General features: G+C 72.7%; 19 protein-coding genes. 16 read left to right on the top strand and 3 right to left on the bottom strand.

The genetic code is table 11. From position 1 onward, the window contains the following. The first annotated feature begins 126 nt into the window (after positions 1 to 126). The 13 genes from metK (at position 127) to ACH4TG_RS14625 (ending at position 15,006) form a co-directional block, all read left to right on the top strand. Positions 127 to 1,335, top strand: a complete 1,209-nt coding sequence (metK, locus tag ACH4TG_RS14685; protein ID WP_398242593.1) for a methionine adenosyltransferase — start codon at positions 127 to 129, stop codon at positions 1,333 to 1,335. A gap of 85 nt (positions 1,336 to 1,420) precedes the next feature. Further along, on the top strand, positions 1,421 to 2,404 hold the full coding sequence (locus ACH4TG_RS14680; protein ID WP_398242592.1) for a carbohydrate kinase family protein: 984 nt from the start codon (positions 1,421 to 1,423) through the stop codon (positions 2,402 to 2,404). Between the two features lie 49 nt (positions 2,405 to 2,453). Further along, a complete protein-coding gene (gene metF, locus ACH4TG_RS14675) occupies positions 2,454 to 3,320 on the top strand; it encodes a methylenetetrahydrofolate reductase [NAD(P)H] (protein ID WP_398242591.1) in 867 nt (288 codons plus the stop codon). A gap of 52 nt (positions 3,321 to 3,372) precedes the next feature. Further along, positions 3,373 to 3,501, top strand: coding sequence for a hypothetical protein (locus ACH4TG_RS14670; RefSeq protein WP_398242590.1), 129 nt, complete (start codon positions 3,373 to 3,375; stop codon positions 3,499 to 3,501). A 77-nt stretch (positions 3,502 to 3,578) separates the two neighbouring features. Continuing rightward, on the top strand, positions 3,579 to 3,812 hold the full coding sequence (locus ACH4TG_RS14665; protein WP_398242589.1) for a DUF6059 family protein: 234 nt from the start codon (positions 3,579 to 3,581) through the stop codon (positions 3,810 to 3,812). Positions 3,813 to 4,011: 199 nt separating this feature from the next. Beyond that, positions 4,012 to 5,550 (top strand): MFS transporter, encoded by a 1,539-nt coding sequence (locus tag ACH4TG_RS14660; protein WP_398242588.1) that lies wholly within the window; start codon positions 4,012 to 4,014, stop codon positions 5,548 to 5,550. 137 nt (positions 5,551 to 5,687) lie between these two features. Then, the gene (gene mvk, locus ACH4TG_RS14655; protein ID WP_398242587.1) at positions 5,688 to 6,710 is read left to right on the top strand and encodes a mevalonate kinase; all 1,023 of its coding nucleotides are present in this window, start codon (positions 5,688 to 5,690) and stop codon (positions 6,708 to 6,710) included. Next, entirely contained in the window at positions 6,707 to 7,867 is a 1,161-nt protein-coding gene (locus ACH4TG_RS14650) for a phosphomevalonate kinase (RefSeq protein ID WP_398242586.1), read from the top strand. Before mvk ends, ACH4TG_RS14650 begins: the two co-directional genes overlap by 4 nt. Continuing rightward, entirely contained in the window at positions 7,864 to 9,003 is a 1,140-nt protein-coding gene (fni, locus tag ACH4TG_RS14645) for a type 2 isopentenyl-diphosphate Delta-isomerase (RefSeq protein WP_398242585.1), read from the top strand. The genes ACH4TG_RS14650 and fni overlap by 4 nt, the downstream gene beginning before the upstream one ends. Further along, positions 9,000 to 10,067, top strand: a complete 1,068-nt coding sequence (locus ACH4TG_RS14640) for a hydroxymethylglutaryl-CoA reductase (protein ID WP_398242584.1) — start codon at positions 9,000 to 9,002, stop codon at positions 10,065 to 10,067. The genes fni and ACH4TG_RS14640 overlap by 4 nt, the downstream gene beginning before the upstream one ends. A gap of 2 nt (positions 10,068 to 10,069) precedes the next feature. Continuing rightward, on the top strand, positions 10,070 to 11,245 hold the full coding sequence (locus ACH4TG_RS14635) for a hydroxymethylglutaryl-CoA synthase (RefSeq protein WP_398242582.1): 1,176 nt from the start codon (positions 10,070 to 10,072) through the stop codon (positions 11,243 to 11,245). A 190-nt stretch (positions 11,246 to 11,435) separates the two neighbouring features. Next, positions 11,436 to 13,490 carry an FAD/NAD(P)-binding protein gene (locus ACH4TG_RS14630; RefSeq protein WP_398242581.1) on the top strand — a complete coding sequence of 685 codons (2,055 nt, stop codon included), beginning with the start codon at positions 11,436 to 11,438 and terminating at the stop codon, positions 13,488 to 13,490. Continuing rightward, positions 13,480 to 15,006 (top strand): lyase family protein, encoded by a 1,527-nt coding sequence (locus ACH4TG_RS14625; RefSeq protein ID WP_398242580.1) that lies wholly within the window; start codon positions 13,480 to 13,482, stop codon positions 15,004 to 15,006. The genes ACH4TG_RS14630 and ACH4TG_RS14625 overlap by 11 nt, the downstream gene beginning before the upstream one ends. Before the next feature lie 89 nt (positions 15,007 to 15,095). Here ACH4TG_RS14625 and ACH4TG_RS14620 read toward each other — a convergent pair whose 3' ends face one another. Then, positions 15,096 to 15,725: a hypothetical protein gene (locus tag ACH4TG_RS14620; RefSeq protein ID WP_398242579.1), complete on the bottom strand. Its 630-nt coding sequence runs from the start codon at positions 15,723 to 15,725 to the stop codon at positions 15,096 to 15,098. 580 nt (positions 15,726 to 16,305) lie between these two features. Here ACH4TG_RS14620 and ACH4TG_RS14615 point away from each other — a divergent pair. Beyond that, positions 16,306 to 17,256 carry a sigma-70 family RNA polymerase sigma factor gene (locus ACH4TG_RS14615; RefSeq protein ID WP_398242578.1) on the top strand — a complete coding sequence of 317 codons (951 nt, stop codon included), beginning with the start codon at positions 16,306 to 16,308 and terminating at the stop codon, positions 17,254 to 17,256. Positions 17,257 to 17,394: 138 nt separating this feature from the next. Here ACH4TG_RS14615 and ACH4TG_RS14610 read toward each other — a convergent pair whose 3' ends face one another. After that, on the bottom strand, positions 17,395 to 17,781 hold the full coding sequence (locus ACH4TG_RS14610) for a cupin domain-containing protein (RefSeq protein WP_398242576.1): 387 nt from the start codon (positions 17,779 to 17,781) through the stop codon (positions 17,395 to 17,397). Between the two features lie 158 nt (positions 17,782 to 17,939). On the opposite strand from ACH4TG_RS14610, the gene ACH4TG_RS14605 reads away from it, so the two are divergent. Then, a complete protein-coding gene (locus ACH4TG_RS14605) occupies positions 17,940 to 18,203 on the top strand; it encodes a DUF2249 domain-containing protein (RefSeq protein WP_398242575.1) in 264 nt (87 codons plus the stop codon). Positions 18,204 to 18,315: 112 nt separating this feature from the next. Here ACH4TG_RS14605 and ACH4TG_RS14600 read toward each other — a convergent pair whose 3' ends face one another. After that, entirely contained in the window at positions 18,316 to 18,759 is a 444-nt protein-coding gene (locus ACH4TG_RS14600) for a nuclear transport factor 2 family protein (RefSeq protein ID WP_398242574.1), read from the bottom strand. A gap of 133 nt (positions 18,760 to 18,892) precedes the next feature. Here ACH4TG_RS14600 and ACH4TG_RS14595 point away from each other — a divergent pair, with 133 nt between their 5' ends. After that, entirely contained in the window at positions 18,893 to 19,972 is a 1,080-nt protein-coding gene (locus ACH4TG_RS14595; protein WP_398242573.1) for an aromatic prenyltransferase, read from the top strand. Positions 19,973 to 19,981: the final 9 nt, after the last annotated feature.

Below are 19,981 nucleotides of genomic sequence, written 5' to 3'. Positions count from 1 at the left end.
CGGGGGGGCGCGGGGGGCCCCCCCCCCCCCCCCCCCCCCCCCCCCCCCCCCCCCCCCCCCCGCCCCCCCCCCCCGGGGCCCCCCCCCCCCCCCCCCCACGGTCGCCCGTCCTCTCCCTGGAGCGCCATGTCCCGCAGCCTGTTCACCTCGGAGTCCGTGACCGAGGGCCACCCGGACAAGATCGCCGACCAGATCAGCGACACCATCGTGGACGCGCTGCTCGGTCAGGACCCCGCGTCCCGCGTCGCGGTGGAGACACTGATCACCACCGGCCAGGTGCACATCGCCGGCGAGGTGACCACCACCGCCTACGCGGACATCGCCACCCTGGTGCGCAACACGATCCTGGAGATCGGCTACGACTCCTCCGCCAAGGGCTTCGACGGCGCCTCCTGCGGGGTGTCGGTGTCCATCGGCGCGCAGTCGCCCGACATCGCCCAGGGCGTCGAGGCCGCCTACGAGTCACGGGTCGAGGGCGCCGGCGACGCGCTGGACCGGCAGGGCGCGGGCGACCAGGGCCTGATGTTCGGCTACGCCACCAACGAGACCCCCACCTTCATGCCGCTGCCGATCGACCTGGCCCACCGCCTCTCCCGGCGGCTGACCGAGGTCCGCAAGGACGGCACCGTCCCCTACCTGCGCCCGGACGGCAAGACCCAGGTCACCATCGAGTACCAGGGCGCGCGCCCGGTCCGGCTGGACACCGTCGTGGTCTCCTCCCAGCACGCCTCGGACGTGGACCTCGACGCCCTGCTCACCCCCGACATCCGCGAGCACGTCGTCGAGCACGTGCTGGGCGGACTTGCCGACGACGGCATCAAGCTGGACACCGAGGGCTACAAGCTGCTGGTGAACCCGACCGGGCGGTTCGAGATCGGCGGCCCGATGGGTGACGCGGGTCTGACCGGGCGGAAGATCATCATCGACACGTACGGCGGCATGGCCCGTCACGGTGGTGGTGCGTTCTCCGGGAAGGACCCGTCCAAGGTGGACCGGTCGGCGGCGTACGCGATGCGCTGGGTGGCGAAGAACGTAGTGGCCGCGGGTCTTGCGGCGCGCTGCGAGGTGCAGGTGGCGTACGCGATCGGCAAGGCCGAGCCGGTGGGTCTGTTCGTGGAGACGTTCGGTACCGCGAACGTGGACGCGGAGAAGATCGAGCAGGCCATCTCGCAGGTGTTCGACCTGCGTCCGGCCGCGATCATCCGGGACCTGGACCTGCTGCGCCCGATCTACGCCCGGACCGCGGCCTACGGCCACTTCGGGCGTGAGCTGCCGGACTTCACCTGGGAGCGCACCGACCGCGTCGACGCCCTCAAGGCCGCCGTCGCCGGCTGACCGCGCCGTCCCGCACCACGTCGCACCGCCGCACCCCGTATCCCCGGCAGCCCGTGCACCGGGCCCGTGGCCGAAGGAGCCTTCGTTGCGTATCGCCGTGACCGGATCGATCGCCACCGACCATCTGATGGTCTTTCCAGGGCGGTTCGCCGAACAGCTGATCAAGGAGCAGTTGGAGCGGGTGTCGCTCTCGTTCCTGGCCGACGACCTCGTGGTGCGGCGCGGCGGTGTCGGTGCGAACATCGCCTTCGGCATGGCCCGGCTCGGACTGGACCCGGTGCTGGTGGGCGCGGCCGGCGTGGACTTCGCCGACTACCGGGAGTGGCTGACGGCGGCCGGGGTGGACACCGCCGCGGTGCGCGTCAGCCAGCGGCTGCACACCGCACGCTTCGTGTGCACCACCGACCGCGACCAGAACCAGATCGCCACCTTCTACGCCGGGGCGATGTCCGAGGCCTCGCGGATCGACCTCGCCGACGTGGCCGCCTCCGCCGGGCCGCTGGGACTCGTCCTGGTCGGCGCGGACGACCCGGCGGCGATGGTGCGGCACACCGCGGCCGCCCATGCCCTGGGCGTCGCGGTGGCCGCCGACCCCTCCCAGCAACTGGCCCGCCTGGACCGCGACCAGGCCCGCGAGCTGGTGGCCGGCGCGGCCTGGCTGTTCACCAACGCCTACGAGGCGGCGCTGCTGTCCGAGCGCACCGGCTGGAGCCGCGACGAGATCCTGCGGCGCGTCGGCACCTGGGTGACCACCCTGGGCGAGGACGGCGTGTCCCTGGCCGCCGCCGGCCGCCCCGACCAGCACGTGCCCGCCGTACCCGCGCAAGCCATCGCCGACCCCACCGGCGCCGGCGACGCGTTCCGCGCCGGGTTCCTGGCCGGCGTCGCCCGCGAGCTGCCGCTGGAGGCGGCCGCGGCGCTGGGCTGCGTGATGGCCACCACCGTCCTGGAGTCGGTCGGCACGCAGGAGTACAAGCTGCTGCCCGCCGAGGCGCTGACCCGGCTGGCCGCCGCCTACGGCTCGCCGACGGCGGACGCCGTCCGGCCGGTCCTGGACGGCGCGGCGTGACCCGCACCTGCGGCGCCCAGGCGGGCCGGGCCGCACGAGGAGCGGTGCGATGACCTCGTTCTCCTTCGAGTTCTTCCCGCCCAGGACCGCCCACGGCGAGCAGGCGCTGTGGGCCGCGATCCGCAGGATCGAGTGCTTCAGGCCGGACTTCGTGTCCGTCACCTACGGCGCCGGCGGCTCCTCGCGCGACCGCACCCTGGCCGTCAGCTCCCGGATCGCCGCCGAGACCACGCTGCGGCCGGTCGCCCACCTCACCGCCGTCGGGCACTCGGTGTCCGAACTGCGCCGCATCATCGGCCAGTTGGCCGACGCGGGGATCCGCGACGTGCTGGCACTGCGCGGCGACCCGCCGGGTGACCCCACCGGGCCGTGGACCCCGCACCCGCAGGGGTTCTCGTACGCCTACCAGCTCGTCGAACTGCTGCGCTCGCTGGGCGACTTCCGCATCGGGGTGGCCGCGTTCCCCGAGATGCACCCGCGGTCGGCGAGCCGGCACGAGGACATCCGGCACTTCGTGGCGAAGTGCCGGGCCGGCGCCGACTACGCCATCACCCAGATGTTCTTCCGCGTGGAGGACTACCTGCGGCTGCGCGACACGGTGGCCGCCGCCGGCTGCACCACCCCGCTCATCCCGGAGATCATGCCGGCCACCGACTACCGGCAGATCGCCCGCTTCGCGCAGTTGTCCAACGCGACGTTCCCCGCGAAGCTCGCCGACGCCCTGTACGCCGCCCGCAACGACGCGGCCGTGAGCAGGCGCATCGGCGTGGAGTACGCCACCGCCATGGCGCAGCACCTGCTGGCCGAAGGCGTCCCCGGGCTGCACTACATCACGCTCAACACATCCACGGCCGCCCTGGACATCCACCGCACCGTCCTGGCCGGTCAGACCGCCACGGCCGTGCCCGCCGCCTGACCGCACGTCACCTTCTGGCCCGGGCCGGCCGCCACATCCCTTGGAGGACACGGTGCACGACGGTGACGAAGACGACATCGCCATGAACCGGGACCGCATCGACCTCGCCCCGCCGCTGCACCTGGCGGGCATCGACGACGACGACCTGAACGAACCCCACCTCGTCCGCGGGATCGACTAGGCCGGGTCCGACACGTCCCGCCTGCCCCGCGGGCGGGCGGCGCTGTTGCCGGACACGGCCAGGAAGGAAGGGCGCAGATGCCCCGGTCGCCGGTCCACCGGATCCGCGCCCTGCTGCGCGCGCTGGCGCGGGCCCTGCGGGAACTGGGGGCGATGCACATGGGGATGGCCGGGTTCCCGGCAGCCGAGCAGCGGCCTGACAGTCCGCCGCTGCCGGGCTCCCCTCCGCTGCCGGGGCACCCGGAGCGGCTGTGCGACCCGGCCGAACTCACTGAGCAGGAGCGGGCGCTGGCCCGCCAGTTGTGGCCCTAGCCGGCCGCCCCGACCACCGTTCCCGCCCACCTGACCGACCCGACGCCCGGACCGGCCGTCCGCGGCACCGGCCCCGACGTCCCGCGACCGCGGCATGTCACAGCCCGAGGGGGCTGTCTCGTCCCCGGTTCCGAGACTGTCAGCACCCGCGGGACGGGAACACGCGCTCCCGGCCCGCGGATGACGCGGAGGAACTGGGTTGGGTACGAGCAAGCCGGACAAGGAAGAGATCGGCGACGGGGGCGGCCCTGCGGCCGCGCCCGATCCGCAGCGGTGGACGGCCCTGGGCGTCCTCGCGGCGATGCAGTTCATGCTGATGATGGACGTCACCGTGGTGAACATCGCCCTTCCGCACATCCAGGAGAGCCTGCACTTCTCCGTCGAGGGCCTGGCCTGGGTCGTCAACGGCTACGTGCTGACCGCCGGCGGGCTCCTGCTGCTGGGCGGGCGGCTGGCCGACCTGTACGGCCGGCGGCGCGCCTTCGTCGCGGGCGTGCTGGTCTTCGGCGCGGCCTCCGCCCTCTGCGGGGCCGCGACCGGCCCCTCGATGCTGGTCACCGGCCGGTTCGTGCAGGGGCTGGGCGAGGCGCTGGCCGGACCGGCGGCACTGGGACTGATCCCGGTGCTGTTCCGCGACGCGGGGGAACGCACCAAGGCGCTCGGCATCTGGGGCGGCACGGCCGCGCTGGGCAGCGCCGTCGGCTCGGTCGTCGGCGGCTCGCTGACCGACCTGGTCAGCTGGCGGTGGATCTTCTTCATCAACATCCCCGTGGCCCTGCTGGCGCCGGTCATGGCCCGGCGGGTGGTCCCCGCGAGCCGCATGTCCCGCGACGGCGGCGAGCGGCTCGACGTGCTCGGCGCGGTCGCCGCCACCGGCGGCCTCGTCGCGGTCGTCTACGGCCTGCTCAAGGCCGCCGACGAGCCGTGGGGTTCCGGCAGGGTGCTCGTCCCGCTGCTGGGCGGCCTGGCACTGCTGGCCTTCACCGCCGTGTGGGAGTCCCGCGTGCCCGGCCCGATGATCCCGCCGCGGTTCTTCACCGACCGCACCCGGGTCACGTCCAACGGCGTCAGCGTCCTGTCGCTGGCGGCGTTCTACACCTACGCGTTCCTGCTCACGCTGTACCTGCAGAACGTGCTGCACTACTCACCGCTCAGGACCGGCCTGTCCTACATCCCGTTCACCCTGGCCATCGGGGTCGGCATGGGCGCCTCCACGGCGCTGATGCCCAGGATCGGCGTCAAGGCCACCCTGGCCGCCGCGTTCCTGGGCAGCGCCGGCGGGCTCGTGCTGGCCGCGGACGGCCTGGCCACGCACGCGTCCTTCGCCGGCGGGATCATGCCGGGACTGCTGGTGTACGGCTTCTTCAACGCCGTCGGCTACCCGGCGCTGACCAACGGCGCCCTGCACCGGGTCAGCGGGCAGGACTCCGGCCTGGCCTCCGGCGTGCAGACCGCGATGCAGCAGGTCGGCGCCTCGCTGGGCCTGGCCACCCTCGTGCCGCTGGCCCTGCGCCACGTCAGGCACCACATCGCGCGGGGCATGCTGCCGGCACTCGCCGAGACCCGCGGCTACGCGCTGGCCCTGCGGGTCGCCGCCGGCCTGCTGGTGGTGGCCGCGATCCTCGCGCTGCTGCTCCTGGAGAAGGTCGACGCCAGGCCGCGGGACGCCGCCGCCGAGGCCACCGCCGGCACGGACGGCGGACCTGCACCGGCCCCGGCGGGCCACGCGGCCGGCTGAAACGGCCCCCGTCCCACGACGCACGCTGAACACCTCTGCCCCGCCCGGGGGTTGCCGCGCCTGCGCGGCCGCCACCGCGGCGGGGCTTCATCGTGCCTGCCCGCAACCTGCCGCCAACTGTGAGGAGATGAGTTGCGTTGACTGTCCCGACCCCGGCCGAGGGGGTGCAGCAAGCCCGCCGTGCCCATGCGGTGGGTGTGGGCGGCGCCCACGCCAAGGCCATCGTGTTGGGCGAGCACGCGGTGGTGTACGGGGCCCCGGCACTGGCCGTCCCCGTACCGCAGTTGGCGGTGACGGCCAGCGCAGGCTGGTCCTCGCACGGCGAGGCCGGCGGCGAGGTGTCGTTCACCATGACCGGCTCCCCGTCACGGCCGATCGTCACCGAGGCCTTCGCCGGACTGGGCCTGCTGACCAGCCACTTCCAGGAGACCTACGGTGCCGACGGCGGCCGGCACCTCGACGTGATCATCGACGGGGGGATCCCGCACGGCCGCGGCCTGGGCTCCTCCGCCGCCTACGCCCGGTCCGTCGTGCTGGCGCTCGCCGACCTCTACGGCTGCCGGCTGACCGGCCCCGAGGTCTTCGAGCTGGTGCAGCGCGCGGAGAACGTCGCACACGGCCGCTCCAGCGGCGTCGACGCCGCCACCGTCGGTGCGCCCGGCCCGATCTGGTTCCGGAAGGGCCGTACCGAGCCGGTCGGCGTCGCCTGCGAGGGGCTGTTCGTGATCGCCGACAGCGGCACCGTCGGCCGCACCAAGGACGCCGTCGAGCAGCTGCGCGAGCACCTGTCGCGGCACCCCGGGGCCCGCGAGGACTTCGTGGACCGGGCGACGGAGCTCACGGTGTCCGCCCGGCAGTCGCTCGCCGACGGCAAGAGCGAGGAGTTCGGCTCCTATCTGACGGACTGCCACCGGTTGCTGCGGGCCGCCCATCTGAGCACACCGCGCATCGACGACCTGGTGCAGGCGGCGCTGGACGCCGGCAGCCTCGGGGCGAAGATCACCGGCGGCGGGCTGGGCGGCTGCATGATCGCCTTCACCTCGCCGGTCGCGGCGGGACAGGTCACCCGGCGCCTGCACCAGGCGGGCGCCGTGCAGACCTGGGTCGTCCCGCTCAAGGGCCGGGCAGGCGGCGGCGCCGAGGCAGGGGCGGCGCGGTGACCGGCGTCGACGGTACGACCGTCGCAACGGCGGCCACCACGGCGACCGGCGCCGCGGACCAGGACGGCGCCGTGGTGCGGCGCGCGCCCGGGAAGCTGTTCATCGCCGGCGAGTACGCGGTGGTCGACGCGGGCAACCCGGCGGTGCTGGTGGCCGTGGACCGCTATATCACCGTGCGGGTGGGCGATCACCCGGGCGGGGGAGTGCGGGTGCGCTCCGACCTGGGCGGGCAGCAGGTCCGCTTCACCTGGGCCGGGCACACGCTGCAGCCGCACGACGCGGCCGGAGCCGCCGGGCTGGTGCACGTGGTGGCCGCGATCGAGCACGTGGCCGCGGTGCTGGCCGAGCACGGCCGGCCGCTGCCGCAGTGCACCGTCGAGGTGGAGAGCACCCTGCACGAGACCGGCCGCAAGTACGGGCTGGGTTCCAGCGGTGCCGTCACCGTGGCCGTGATCGACGCGGTGGCCGCGTACTGCGGGCTGGCCCTGGGGACCGAGGAGCGCCTGAAGCTGGCGCTGCTCACCACCGTCTCCCTCGACCCGCGGGCCTCGGGCGGAGACGTGGCGGCCAGCACCTACGGCGGCTGGATCCGCTACCAGGCACCGGACCGCACGCAGGTCGCGGCGCTCGCCTCCCGCGCCGGCACGGCCGGCGCGCTGGCCGCGCCCTGGCCGCAGCTGGACGTGCGGCGGGTACCGGCGCCGGCCGGACTGCTGCTGCAGGTGGGCTGGACCGGCACGCCGGCGTCCAGCACCGCGCTGGTGGCCGGCCTGCACGCGCGGGGATGGCGGGGCAGCGCGGCGCACGCCGCGTTCACCTCGGCCAGCAACGACTGCGTGCGGCAGCTGGTCACCGCCCTGGGGGACAAGGACGACGCCGGTGTGCTGGCGCAGATCCGCGCCGCACGGCAGGCCCTGGCGCAGCTGGACGCGCAGGTGGGCCTGGGGGTGTTCACGCCGCTCCTGGACGAACTGGTCGCCGCGGCCGAGGCCGCCGGTGGAGCGGCCAAGCCGTCCGGGGCCGGCGGCGGCGACTGCGGCATCGCGCTGCTGGACGCCGCGGACCCGGCCCGGCCGGCCGAGCTGCACCGCAGGTGGACCGACGCCGGGGTGCTGCCGCTGCCGTTGGGTGTTGCCGCTGAAGGAGACGAGGAATGATCGCACAACGCAAGGACGACCACGTCCGGCTCGCCGTGGAACAGGCGCGGGCGTCGACCGGACGCAACCAGTTCGACGAGGTGACCTTCGTCCACCACGCGCTGGCCGGCCTGGACCGGGCGCAGGTCTCGCTGGCCACGAGCTTCGCCGGCATCACCTGGCAAGTACCGCTGTACATCAACGCGATGACCGGCGGCAGCGAGAACACCGGCAAGATCAACGGTGACTTGGCGGTCGCGGCCGCCGCCACCGGAGTGCCGATCGCCTCCGGGTCGATGAGCGCCTACTTCAAGGACCCCTCCTGCGCGGGCACGTTCTCGGTGCTGCGCGAGCGCAACCCCGACGGGTTCGTCATGGCGAACGTCAACGCCACCGCCTCGGTGGACAACGCGCGCCGCGCCGTGGACCTGCTGCAGGCGAACGCCCTGCAGATCCACGTCAACACCGTGCAGGAGACGGTGATGCCCGAGGGCGACCGGTCGTTCGCCTCGTGGCTGCCGCAGATCGCCGCCATCGCGGAAGGCGTCGGCGTACCCGTCATCGTCAAGGAGGTCGGGTTCGGCCTCAACCGCGCCAGCGTCGACACCCTGGCCGGCCTCGGTGTCGCGATCGCCGACCTCGGCGGCCGCGGCGGCACCGACTTCGCGAAGATCGAGAACGGCCGGCGCCCGCTCGGCGACTACGCCTACCTCAACGGCTGGGGCCTGTCCACGGCCGCGTGCCTGCTGGACTCGGCCGGAGCCGAACTGCCGGTGCTGGCCTCCGGCGGCGTGCGGAACCCGCTGGACGTGGCCCGCGCCCTGGCGCTGGGCGCCGGCGCGGTGGGCGCCTCCGGCGGTTTCCTGCGCACGCTCATGGACGGCGGCGTGGACGCGCTCGTCGACCAGATCACCACGTGGCTCGACCAGTTGGCGGCCCTGCAGACGATGCTCGGCGCGGCCACCCCGGCCGGGCTCACCGGCTGCGACGTGCTGATCACCGGCGAGCTGCGGGAGTTCTGCGTCGACCGCGGCATCGACACCGCCGGCTACGCCCGGCGGAACGCCGCGGCCGCCACCGCCGGCAGCAACGGCACCACGGCCGGGACCGCCACCGGCAGCAGCAACGGTCATCAGCAGACGGGGAGCACTCGATGAGCAGCAGCAGCACCCACGCGATCGCCTCGGTCCCGATGAGGTGGGTCGGGCCGGTCAAGATCTCCGGCAACGTCGCCACCACCGAGACCCAGGTGCCGCTGGCCACCTACGAGTCGCCGCTGTGGCCGTCCGTCGGCCGCGGCGCGAAGGTGTCGATGCTTGCCGAGAAGGGCATCGTGGCCACCCTGGTCGACGAGCGCATGACCCGCTCGGTACTGGTCGAGGCCACCGACGCGGCCACCGCCCTGGCCGCCGCCCGCGCCATCGACGACGGCCTCCCCGATCTGCAGAAGCTGGTGCGCACCTGCAGCCGCTTCGCCGAACTCGTCGCCGTCCGCCACGAGATCAACGCCAACCTGCTCTTCATCCGCTTCGAGTTCACCACCGGCGACGCCTCCGGCCACAACATGGCCACCCTGGCGTCCGACGTGCTGCTGGACCACCTGCTGCGCACCGTCCCCGGCATCAGCTACGGGTCGATCTCCGGCAACTACTGCACGGACAAGAAGGCCACCGCCATCAACGGCATCCTCGGCCGCGGCAAGAACGTCGTCGCGGAACTGCTGGTGCCCGCCGACGTCGTGGACTCCGTGCTGCACACCACGGCGGGCAAGATCGCCCAGCTGAACCTCCGCAAGAACATGCTCGGCACGCTGCTGGCCGGCGGCATCCGCTCGGCCAACGCCCACTTCGCCAACATGCTGCTGGGCTTCTATCTGGCCACCGGCCAGGACGCGGCGAACATCGTCGAGGGCTCGCAGGGCGTCGTGATGACCGAGGACCGCGACGGCGACCTGTACTTCGCCTGCACCCTGCCCAACCTGATCGTCGGCACCGTCGGCAACGGCAAGGGCCTGGGCTTCGTGGAGACCAACCTGGCCCGGCTCGGCTGCCGCGAGGAGCGCGAGCCCGGCGGCAACGCGCGGCGCCTCGCGGTCATCGCCGCGGCGACCGTGCTGTGCGGGGAGCTGTCGCTGCTGGCGGCGCAGACCAACCCCGGCGAGCTGATGCGCGCGCACGTGCAGCTGGAACGCGACAACACCACGGAAAAGGTCGGAGTCTGATCATGTCCCACACCCCTGCGATCGGTATCCACGATCTGTCGTTGGCCACCACCGAGTTCGTCCTGCCGCACGCCACCCTCGCCGCGCACAACGGCACCGACGTCGGCAAGTACCACGTGGGCATCGGGCAGCGCTCGATGAGTGTGGCCGCCGCCGACGAGGACATCGTCACCCTGGCCGCCACGGCCGCCGCCCCGATCATCGCCCGGCACGGCAGCGACGGGATCCGCACCGTCGTCTTCGCCACCGAGTCCTCCATCGACCAGGCCAAGTCCGCGGGCGTGTACGTGCACTCGCTGCTCGGCCTGCCCTCCGCCAGCCGCGTCGTCGAGCTGAAGCAGGCCTGCTACGGCGCCACCGCCGGCCTGCAGTTCGCGATCGGCCTGGTGCGCCGCGACCCCACCCAGCGGGTCCTGGTGATCGCCAGCGACGTCTCCAAGTACGAGCTGGACAGCCCCGGCGAGGCCACCCAGGGCGCCGCCGCCGTCGCGCTGCTGGTGTCCGCCGACCCGGCGCTGGTCACCATCGAGGACCCGTCCGGCGTGTTCACCGCCGACGTGATGGACTTCTGGCGGCCCAACTACCGTGACGCGGCGCTGGTCGACGGGCACGAGTCGATCACCGCGTACCTCCAGGCCGTCGAGGGCTGCTGGAAGGACTACACCGAGCAGGGCGGCCGGGCGCTCGAGGACTTCGCCGCGTTCTGCTACCACCAGCCGTTCACGAAGATGGCCTACAAGGCGCACCGGCACCTGCTGAACTACACCGGGCACGCCACCGACGAGGACCAGGCCCGCAAGGGCCTGGAGCAGACCACGGCCTACAACAACGTCATCGGCAACAGCTACACCGCCTCGGTGTACCTGGCACTGGCCTCGCTGCTGGAGAACGCCGACGACCTGACGGGCCGGGCCATCGCCTTCCTCAGCTACGGCTCGGGCTCCGTCGCGGAGCTGTTCGCCGGCACCGTCACGCCCGGCTACCGCGACCACCTGCGCACCGACGCGCACCAGCACGCGGTGAAGCGGCGCACCGAGCTGGACTACGCCGCCTACCGGGAGCTGCACCAGCGGTCCCTGCCCACCGACGGCAGCGACCACCCCATCCCGGAGCAGACCGGCGGCCCGTTCCGGCTGGCGGCGCTGCGCGGCCACAAGCGCATCTACGAGGCCCGCTGACCCGCGGAACCGCCGGGTCCCGCAAGGGCCCGGCGCAGCGGTCCCCGCACGAGGCGGTGCCGTCCCCCGACGGCACCGCCCGCTCCATCCCGTACCAGGCCCGCGGCGTGACGGTCGACGTCCGCGAGGCCCGCGCTCGTCGAGCCAGTGGTGAACGACTCGTTGCCCGACATCGCCGGAGACAGGGAACATGACGACGACACATCGCACTGTGTGCGTGATAGGCGCAGGTCCGCGCGGGTTGTCGGTGGTCGAGCGCCTGTGCGCCAACGCCCGCGAGCTGCCTGAGGGCGGCACCGTCCACGTCCACGTCGTCGACCCGTACCCGCCGGGTGCGGGTCGGGTCTGGCGCACCGACCAGTCCCGCCAGTTGCTGATGAACACCGTGGCCGGGCAGATCTCGGTGTTCACCGACGCCAGCGTGGACCTGGCCGGCCCGCTGGAGCCGGGTCCCAGCCTCCACCAGTGGTCGCAGGCGCTGCTCGCCGGGGAGTTCGGCGGCGGCCATCCGGCGCATCTGCTGGAGGAAGCGCGCGCGCTGGGCCCGGACACCTACCCGACCCGCGGCTTCTACGGCCACTACCTGCAATGGGCCTGGCACCGGATCGTGCAGGGCGCGCCGGAGCCGGTGACGGTCGAGTGGCACCGTGCGCGGGCCATCGCCCTCGACGACGAGAAGGTCCTGGACCCTGCTGCGGGGCCGGGGGCCGATCCGGGCTCGTCGGGCCCGCGGCAGCAGGTCACCCTGTCCGACGGGGCGGTCCTGGGCGGCCTGGACGCGGTGGTCTTGTGCCAGGGCCATCTCCCGGCCGGGCCTGCGGCGGCCGAGCGGGAGTTCGTCGCCAGGGTCCGTCAGGTGGGTCTGGCGTACATCGGTCCGGCGAACCCGGCGGATGTGGACCTGGAGGTGCTGCCGGCCGGCGGGCGGGTGCTGCTGCGCGGGCTGGGCCTGAACTTCTTCGACTACATGGCCCAGTTGACCGCGGGACGCGGCGGAACCTTCACCCGCGTGCTCGGGGAGTTGGTGTATCGGCCGTCGGGGCGTGAGCCGGTGCTGTTCGCCGGATCACGGCGCGGTGTGCCGTATCAGGCGCGCGGGGAGAACGAGAAGGGCCCGCACGGCCGCCACGAGCCGGTGGTGTTCACCGCCGAGCGGGTGGCGGAGTTGCGTGCCGCGCACCCGCAAGGTCTCGATTTCCGCAGCCAGTTGTGGCCGTTGATCGCGCGTGAGGTCGAGACGGTGTACTACCGCACCTTGCTGTCCTCCCGGGGGCATGTCACGCGGGCCGCGCAGTTGGAGCGGGAGTATCTGGCTGCCGGTTACGGCCCGGGTGAGGTGGATCCGGTGCTGGGGAGTTTCGGTATCGGGGAGAAGTACCGGCTGGACTGGGAGTTGCTGGCGCGGCCGTATCGGGACCGGGACTTCGTCTCGGTGCGGGACTTCACGAACTGGCTGCTGGACTATCTGCGGGAGGATGTCGCCGAGGCCGGTGCGGGCAATGTGAGCGGGCCGTTGAAGGCGGCGCTGGACGTGCTGCGGGATCTGCGGAACGAGGTGCGCCTGGCGGTGGACCACGGCGGGCTGCACGGGGAGTCCTACCGGCGGGATCTGGACGGCTGGTACACCCCGCTGAACGCGTTCTTGTCGATCGGTCCTCCGGCGCGCCGGGTGGAGGAGATGATCGCGCTGATCGAGGCGGGTGTCCTGCACATCATCGGGCCCGACCTTCAGGTGCACGCCGAGGAGGGCGGGTACCGGGTGCGTTCGCCGCTGGTGCCCGGTTCGGGGGTGGTTGTGGATGCTCTGGTGGAGGCGCGGTTGCCGGAGATCAGCGTCGCCCGCACCGGGGATGCGCTGCTGCGGCACCTGCTGGACAGTGGTCAGGCCGCGCGGTACCGGATCCGGTCGCGTTCGGGTGGTGTGCTGGTCACCGATGGGCTTGCGGTCACCGGGCGTCCGTTCCATGTGGTGGATGCCGGTGGCAGGGCGCATCCGCGGCGTCATGCGTTCGGGGTGCCGACGGAGTCGGTGCACTGGGTGACCGCCGCGGGGATCCGGCCCGGGGTGAACTCGGTGACCCTCACCGACTCCGACGCCATCGCCCGCGCCGCCCTCGGCCACCCCGCCGACGAACACCCCGACCACCCGGCCGACGAACACCGAGTCCCCCTCGACCCTCCCGCCCCCGCGTCGCCCGGCGGTGCGGCCCCCGCCACCAGCCAAGGACCGAGCCATGTCCACTGACACCCCGCCCACCACCGCGGGCACCCCGGCCACCGCGGGCATCCCGCTCAACGGCACCGCAAATGGCACGGCGTTCGACGGCGGCGCCGGCGCGGGAGCCGGGCAGCTGGAGGTGGGCCTGCTCGCGCCGGTGTGGACCGGCACCGCCGGCGCGGCCGCCACGAGCGACGGCGCGTGGCTGGCCGCGATGCTGGAGGCCGAGGCCGCCCTCGGCCGGGCGCAGGCCCGGCTCGGCACCATCCCGTCGGCCGCGGCCGCGACGATCACCGCGGTCGCGGCCCGGCCCGAACTCGACCTGGTGGCCCTGGGCCGCGCCTGCCGGGAGTCCGCCAACCCCGTCGTCGCGCTCGTCGCCGCGTTCACCGCGTCGGTGGCCGCCCGCGACAGCGAGGCCGCCGGATACGTGCACCGCGGCTCCACCAGCCAGGACGTCCTGGACACCGCGACCGTGCTCGTCGCCGGCCGCACGCTGGCGCTGATCCGCGCCGACCTCGCCGAGGTCGCGGAGTCCCTGGCCGGGCTCGCCGAACGCCACCGCACGACCCTGATGGCCGGCCGCACCCTCGCCCTCCAGGCGGTGCCCACCACCTTCGGCCTGAAGGCCGCCGGCTGGCGGCACCTGGTGCTGGACGCCATCGACCGCATCGATGCCGCCGCCGAGCACGCCATGGTCGTCCAACTGGGCGGCGCGGCAGGGACGTTGGCCGGGTACCTGGAGTACGCGCCGGGCGAGTCGGCGGCCGCCTACAGCGCGGCGCTGACCGCCGCGTTCGCCGACGAACTGGGCCTGGCCGCACCGCTGCTGCCCTGGCACGTCCTCCGTACCCCCATCGCGGACCTCGCCACGGCGGCGGCCGTGAGCTGCGGTGCGCTGGGCAAGATCGCGGTCGACGTGCTGGCCATGACCCGTACCGAGGTCGGCGAGATCCGCGAACCGGGTCCGGCAGGCCGTGGCGCCTCCTCGGCGATGCCGCACAAGCGCAACCCCGTCCTGGCCACCGCGATCCGCTCGGCGGCGCTGCAGGCCCCGCAACTGGCCGCCACCTTGCTGGGCTGCCTGCCCAGCGAGGACGAGCGGTCGGCCGGTGCCTGGCACGCCGAATGGGAGCCGCTGCGCGGTCTGCTGCGGCTGGCCGCGGGCGCCGCCCACCAGGCGGTCGAACTCGCCGCCGGGCTCGAGGTCGACGCGGACCGCATGCACGCCAACACCGCGCTGACCGCGGGCCAGATCATCTCCGAGAAGATCGCCGCCTACCTGACGGCGCACCTGGGCAAGGCAACCGCCCGGCAGGTCCTCAACGAGGCGTCCGCGGCCGCGGCGGCCACCGGCCGTCCGCTGGACCAGGTCCTGCGCGAGGACGACCGGGCCCGCCCCGCGCTGGGCGACCCCGCTGCGCCGGCCGACCTGTTCGACCCCGCCGCCTACATCGGGGCGGCGCCCGCGCTGACCGACGCCGCACTGAAGCGGCCCGTGCCGCCGGCCCCGCCCGCGCTGACCAGGATCCACGGCGTCTGAGCGCGACGCGTCACCGGGCCGGTGCCCCACTCCGCGTGGGCACCGGCCGGTGACAGCCTTTCCGGCCACGTGCGTGGCTTCCGGGAACGTCAGGCGTCGGCCGCCTTGCGCTTGCGCTCCATCAGCGGGCGCAGCGTGATCCACTCGCGCATCTCCCACTCGTGGCCCGACGAGCACCTGATGGTGTTCTTCGCGCCCGCGCCGATGTTCTGCGGTGAGGTGCTGATCACCCCCGGGCAGCCGTCCATCACGCACTCCCTGATCAACGCGTCCAGCTCGCCGGGACCGGGATCGATGGTGCGGAGCAGCTCCGCCTTCAACTCCTCGATCTCGTCGGCGAAGTCGGCGGCCGGCGGCTGCGCGGTCAGCCATGCCACGTTCATCAGCAGCATGCGCGTCAACTGCGGCACCGAACGACTCGGCGCCGACGTCCCCAGCTCCTCCACCACCAGCCCCGACCAGGACTCCAGGATCGCGAGAATGTCGCTCCTGGCGTCCAGTGCGGACAGGTTGAGGTGGTCCCGGCTCCGGCTGCCGGACACCCGGGTGGTGTTCATCCGCCGGCTCACCGGCGCTATGTGGTGCAGGCTCTCCTGGTACAGCCCGGGCAGCGTCCGCAGGTTCCCTTCGACCTGCCGGATACACGGGTCGCACAGAACGGACCCACTCGCCGCGCGGAGCTTCCTGGCATGGTTTCTGGGGCAGTCGTGAAACTCCATGAATCTCCCTCCGAGGTGACTCGCCCTGTGCTGCGCCGCGGAGATGGAGATGCGCCCCCGCGCGCGAACTGCCGCACCAATTCCTCGTTCCGCCGACCGGGCTGCCGCGTCGCGGACCCGGGACTCATTCCTGAATTCCGGTGGTGTCCTGAATTCCGGCTGAATTCTGCGGATATTCTGATCCGGCCGGACGGGCCGGTCCTGAGACAACTCGTGGATAGCGCATGACGGTGCGTTTCCAACCCCCCTGCTTGCTGCCCGGAGTGACCGCGGGTGCACTGGGAGAATTCCACGCGGCGGTTGAAGGTGTCAACGGTCACCATTCCCGGTCCATCGTCTCTAAAGCGGGACTCCAGAACCGTGTCACACCGCCTGCCGCGCCCCTGCGCCGGCGGCTCGCGGGGCCCGTGGAGCCCGGCCCCCGGTACGGGTGGCGCCGCCGGCCCGGCCCGGCGCGGGAGAGGTCCGCGCGGGCGGGCCCGCGCCGGGCGCTGTGTCACGTTTTCGGTCCCCGGACTGTCTGAGAAGCGTCCCGCCTGGCAGCAGTCCAGGTTGTGCATGTGGTGGGGAGTGTGGAGTGGTGTCGGAAAACGAGTGGTTGGCCTCGCGGTTCGAGCTGGATCGTCCGCGGTTGCGCGCGGTGGCGTTCCGGGTTCTGGGATCGATGCCCGAGGCGGACGACGCGGTGCAGGAGACGTGGTTGCGCATTGCGCGGTCCGACGCGTCCGCCGTGGAGAACATGTCCGGTTGGCTGACGACGATCGTGGCACGCGTGTCGTTGAACATGCTGCAGTCGCGCAATTCCCGGCGCGAGGATTTATCAGACGCCGTGGACGAAGAGGGGGCCGAGGGCAGGGAATTGGATCCCGAGCAGGAGGCGATGCTCGCGGATTCGGTGGGCGCGGCGATGCTGGTGATTCTGGATACCCTGTCGCCGGCCGAGCGCCTGGCATTCGTGCTGCACGACATGTTCGCGGTGCCGTTCGACGAGATCGCGCCGATCGTCAGCCGCTCGCCCGCCGCGGCGCGGCAGTTGGCGTCGCGGGCGCGCCGCCGGATCCAGCGGCAGGGCGCGGACGGGGACGAGCCGGGCGGCGGCGACGCGGGCGTGCCTGCCGGCGGTGCGGGGGACGGCGCGGGCGCCGTCGTGACGCCGCTGGAAGGAGTGGAGGCGGAGAAGGCCGAATTCATCCGGGCCTTTCTCGCGGCGTCGCGTGAAGGGGACTTCGAGGCGTTGCTGGCGACGCTGGCGCCGGACATCGTGGTGCGGACGGATGAGCAGGCAGTGCGGGTGGGCGTGACGACCGGCATGGGAGTGGCGGAGGAGATCCGCGGTGCCGACGCGGTGACGCGCGCTTTCGCGCGGCTGACGTGGGCGCCGGTGCCCGCACTGATCGACGGGCAGGCGGGTCTGGCCTATGTGCACGACGGCGTGCCGCGGGTGGTGTTTCGGTTCGCCTTCTCCGGCGGTCTGATCTCCGGCATCGACATCCAGGCGGATCTCGCCGGACTGGACGTCGTGGTCTGCTGACCCGGGTCGTCCCGTCGTCCGCTCCGCCGCACGCGCGCCGTCTCCCGCACCCGCCCGCGCGGTTGCGGGGGAGAGCGCCGCCGGGGAAGCCCGGCAGCGGTCGGGGCGGCGGCGCTCGGTCAGGTCCGCGGCGCCCTCTCAGGCGGGCGATTCCGCGGCGTCGGCGAGCGGCCACGACGCCAGGCGCCGGGCGAACTCCGGCGGGCTGACCACCACCATCAGGGACGCGGGCTCGCTGCCGGGATTGGCCAGGCATACCCGCTCGCCCACGCCGATGTGGGCCACCGCGCCGCGGGACAGCACCTCGGCCTTCCCGCCGTGGTGGACCTCCACGGACCCGGCGACCGGGATGAGCACGATCTGCGAGGGGCCGTGGTCGTGCTCCGGCATGCCGCCGTCGGCGGGGATCTCGAGGTGCACGACCGCGACCCGGTCGGCGTCCTCCGCGGTCAGCACCGCGGCGGTCGGCCCGCCGGGAACGGGGGCGCGCCGCCGGGCCGTGCCGGCGATATCGGTGATGTGCATGGTGGTTCTCCCTTCGGATACGGCGACGAGGCGGCCGCGTTCGACGGGCGGGCCCGCCGCCTTCCCCTCCCGCGCGGACCCGATCGTCCCCGGCCCCGCCCGCAGCCGCCTTCCTTGCGCGGCGGAGTTTTTACAAATCCTACATGTAATAATGCTGGTTGCCGTGCTGCGCCTGGTCGCCGAGCTGCGCCTGGACGCCGACGCCCGCGAGGCGGCCCGGGCGTCGCTGCACGCCTTCCGCGCCGGCGAGGTCCGCCGCCCTCGAACCGGGGGAGCATTTCACCCTGGTCAACAACCACGATCCCAAGCCGCTGCGCCGGGAGTTCGAAGCCGCCCACCCCGGGGCGTTCACCTGGGAGTACCTCGAATCGGGGCCGGAGCACTGGCGGATCCGCATCGGCCGCCCGGCCGGCGCGTCCTGACGTCCCCGCATGCAGGCCGGCGCCCGCGCGGAGAACGCACGGCACGTGCCCCCTCGGTACGCCGAGAGAGCACGCGCCGCGGTGTCACGGTGACCGGTGACGGTTCCGCACCCTATGCCGGCTGCGGCACGGAGCCGCTCAGCGGTGTGAAGTCCTCGTAGCGGACCTCGTAGACGCGTTCGGTGAACTTCCAGCCGTCCCCGGTGCGCCGGTAGCGGTCGTGGTAGATCGCGTAGTTCAGCCCCGAGCGGCCGTCGCGGGCGCGGCCGAGCTCCGAGATGTAGGTGCGTCCTGACGCGTCGTCGCCGTCGAGGCGGATCAGGCCCGGGTGGCTGTTCTGGACGAGGAAGTCCACGAAGTCGGGCACCCGCCTGCCCCAGGCGCGGATCGCCTCCGGGCCCTCGAGCTCGGCGGGGATGTGCGGCATCCGCCACACGCCGTCCGGAGTGAACAGCGACGCCACCCGGTCGTATTCACGCATCATCACAGCATCGGAGAACTCGCCGCGCAGCGCCTCGATCTCGACACGGTCCACGATGGTCTGAATATCACTCATCGTTTTTCCTTCTTGCTTGTCGTGCATTCGGTGCTCGAGCGGTGCCACGCCGGCTCCGGAATCCCGTACGCCCGCGGTGCTGCCGCTCTTTTCGCAGTTAAGACAACGCGGCTCCGCCGAATGTGACACGCCCTTGGCCCCGGCCGCGCGCCGCGCCGTTCCGGTCGCCGTGACGGCCGCCGCCGAGCCGGCGCCAAGTGGCCGCCAAGCGGTGGACTGGTGCCGGCCAAGTCGTGTGGTCGAGCCTTGGGTGGCCAGTGCGGATGTCGTGCCGGCTTGTCGTGGCCAGGAGGTTGTGGTGGCGGGTTCGGTCGAGGTTGAGCGGGTGTACGGGGCGTTGGCGGAGGCTGCGGGGCTGGTGGGTGTGGTTCCGGAGGGTGATGCTGTTCGTCGGGTGCTGGCGGGGCATGAGGACTTGCTGGGGGATGCCGTGGTGGTGTTCTCGATGACGGCGAGTGCGAGTGGTTCGGGTGGTCTGGACATGAGTATGACGGTGCCCGCGGATCATGTGGATCCGTATGCGTTCGCGTTGTCGAGTGGGTTGATCGAGCCGACGGATCATCCGGTGGGTTCGGTGATCTCGGATTTGCAGGAGCGGTTCCCGATCGGGATGTACGGGATCGATCTGGATGTGTCGGGTGGTTTCAAGAAGGCGTATGCGGCGTTCCCGTCGGATGATCTGCGGGATGTGTCGGAGTTGGTGGGTGTGCCGTCGATGCCGCGGTCGGTGGCGGACAATGCGGAGTTGTTGAACCGGTACGGGTTGGGGACGGTGCAGGGGGTGTCGGTGGATTACCGGCGCAATGAGATCAATCTGTACTGCGACCGGATCTCGACGGAGGCGTTGGAGCCGGAGTTCGTGCGGTCGTTGTTGCGTGACATGGGGTTGCGTGCGGCGGGGGAGCAGGGGTTGGAGTTCGCGAAGCGGACGTTCGCGATCTATCCGACGTTGAGTTGGGAGTCGTCGCGGATCGAGCGGATCTGCTTCGCGGTGATCACGACGGATCCGACGACGACGCCGACGACGTCGGAGCCGGAGGTGAGTCAGATGTGGAAGTACGCGACGAACGCGCCCTTCGACTACGAGCGGCGCGCGCTGGTCTACGGTCTGGCGCTGTCGGCGGAGAAGGAGTACTACAAGCTGGGGTCGTACTTCCAGGTCAGTGACCATCAGCGGCGTCTGGTCAAGGCGTTCGAGGCGCTGACCGACTGACCCCCCACC

The sequence above is a fragment of the Streptomyces sp. NPDC020917 genome, assembly GCF_044333795.1.
Classification (GTDB): Bacteria; Actinomycetota; Actinomycetes; order Streptomycetales; family Streptomycetaceae; genus Actinacidiphila.
This window is presented reverse-complemented; position numbering and strand designations above follow the sequence as displayed.

Bases quoted from the DNA above. Each gene is read 5' to 3' on its own strand.
- fni (WP_398242585.1), top strand. From the start codon at position 7,864: ATGATCGCACAACGCAAGGACGACCACGTCCGGCTCGCCGTGGAACAG.
- ACH4TG_RS14600 (WP_398242574.1), bottom strand. From the start codon at position 18,759: ATGAGTGATATTCAGACCATCGTGGACCGTGTCGAGATCGAGGCGCTG.
- metF (WP_398242591.1), top strand. From the start codon at position 2,454: ATGACCTCGTTCTCCTTCGAGTTCTTCCCGCCCAGGACCGCCCACGGC.
- metK (WP_398242593.1), top strand. From the start codon at position 127: ATGTCCCGCAGCCTGTTCACCTCGGAGTCCGTGACCGAGGGCCACCCG.
- ACH4TG_RS14635 (WP_398242582.1), top strand. From the start codon at position 10,070: ATGTCCCACACCCCTGCGATCGGTATCCACGATCTGTCGTTGGCCACC.
- ACH4TG_RS14630 (WP_398242581.1), top strand. From the start codon at position 11,436: ATGACGACGACACATCGCACTGTGTGCGTGATAGGCGCAGGTCCGCGC.
- ACH4TG_RS14625 (WP_398242580.1), top strand. From the start codon at position 13,480: ATGTCCACTGACACCCCGCCCACCACCGCGGGCACCCCGGCCACCGCG.
- ACH4TG_RS14665 (WP_398242589.1), top strand. From the start codon at position 3,579: ATGCCCCGGTCGCCGGTCCACCGGATCCGCGCCCTGCTGCGCGCGCTG.
- ACH4TG_RS14620 (WP_398242579.1), bottom strand. From the start codon at position 15,725: ATGGAGTTTCACGACTGCCCCAGAAACCATGCCAGGAAGCTCCGCGCG.
- ACH4TG_RS14610 (WP_398242576.1), bottom strand. From the start codon at position 17,781: ATGCACATCACCGATATCGCCGGCACGGCCCGGCGGCGCGCCCCCGTT.
- ACH4TG_RS14640 (WP_398242584.1), top strand. From the start codon at position 9,000: ATGAGCAGCAGCAGCACCCACGCGATCGCCTCGGTCCCGATGAGGTGG.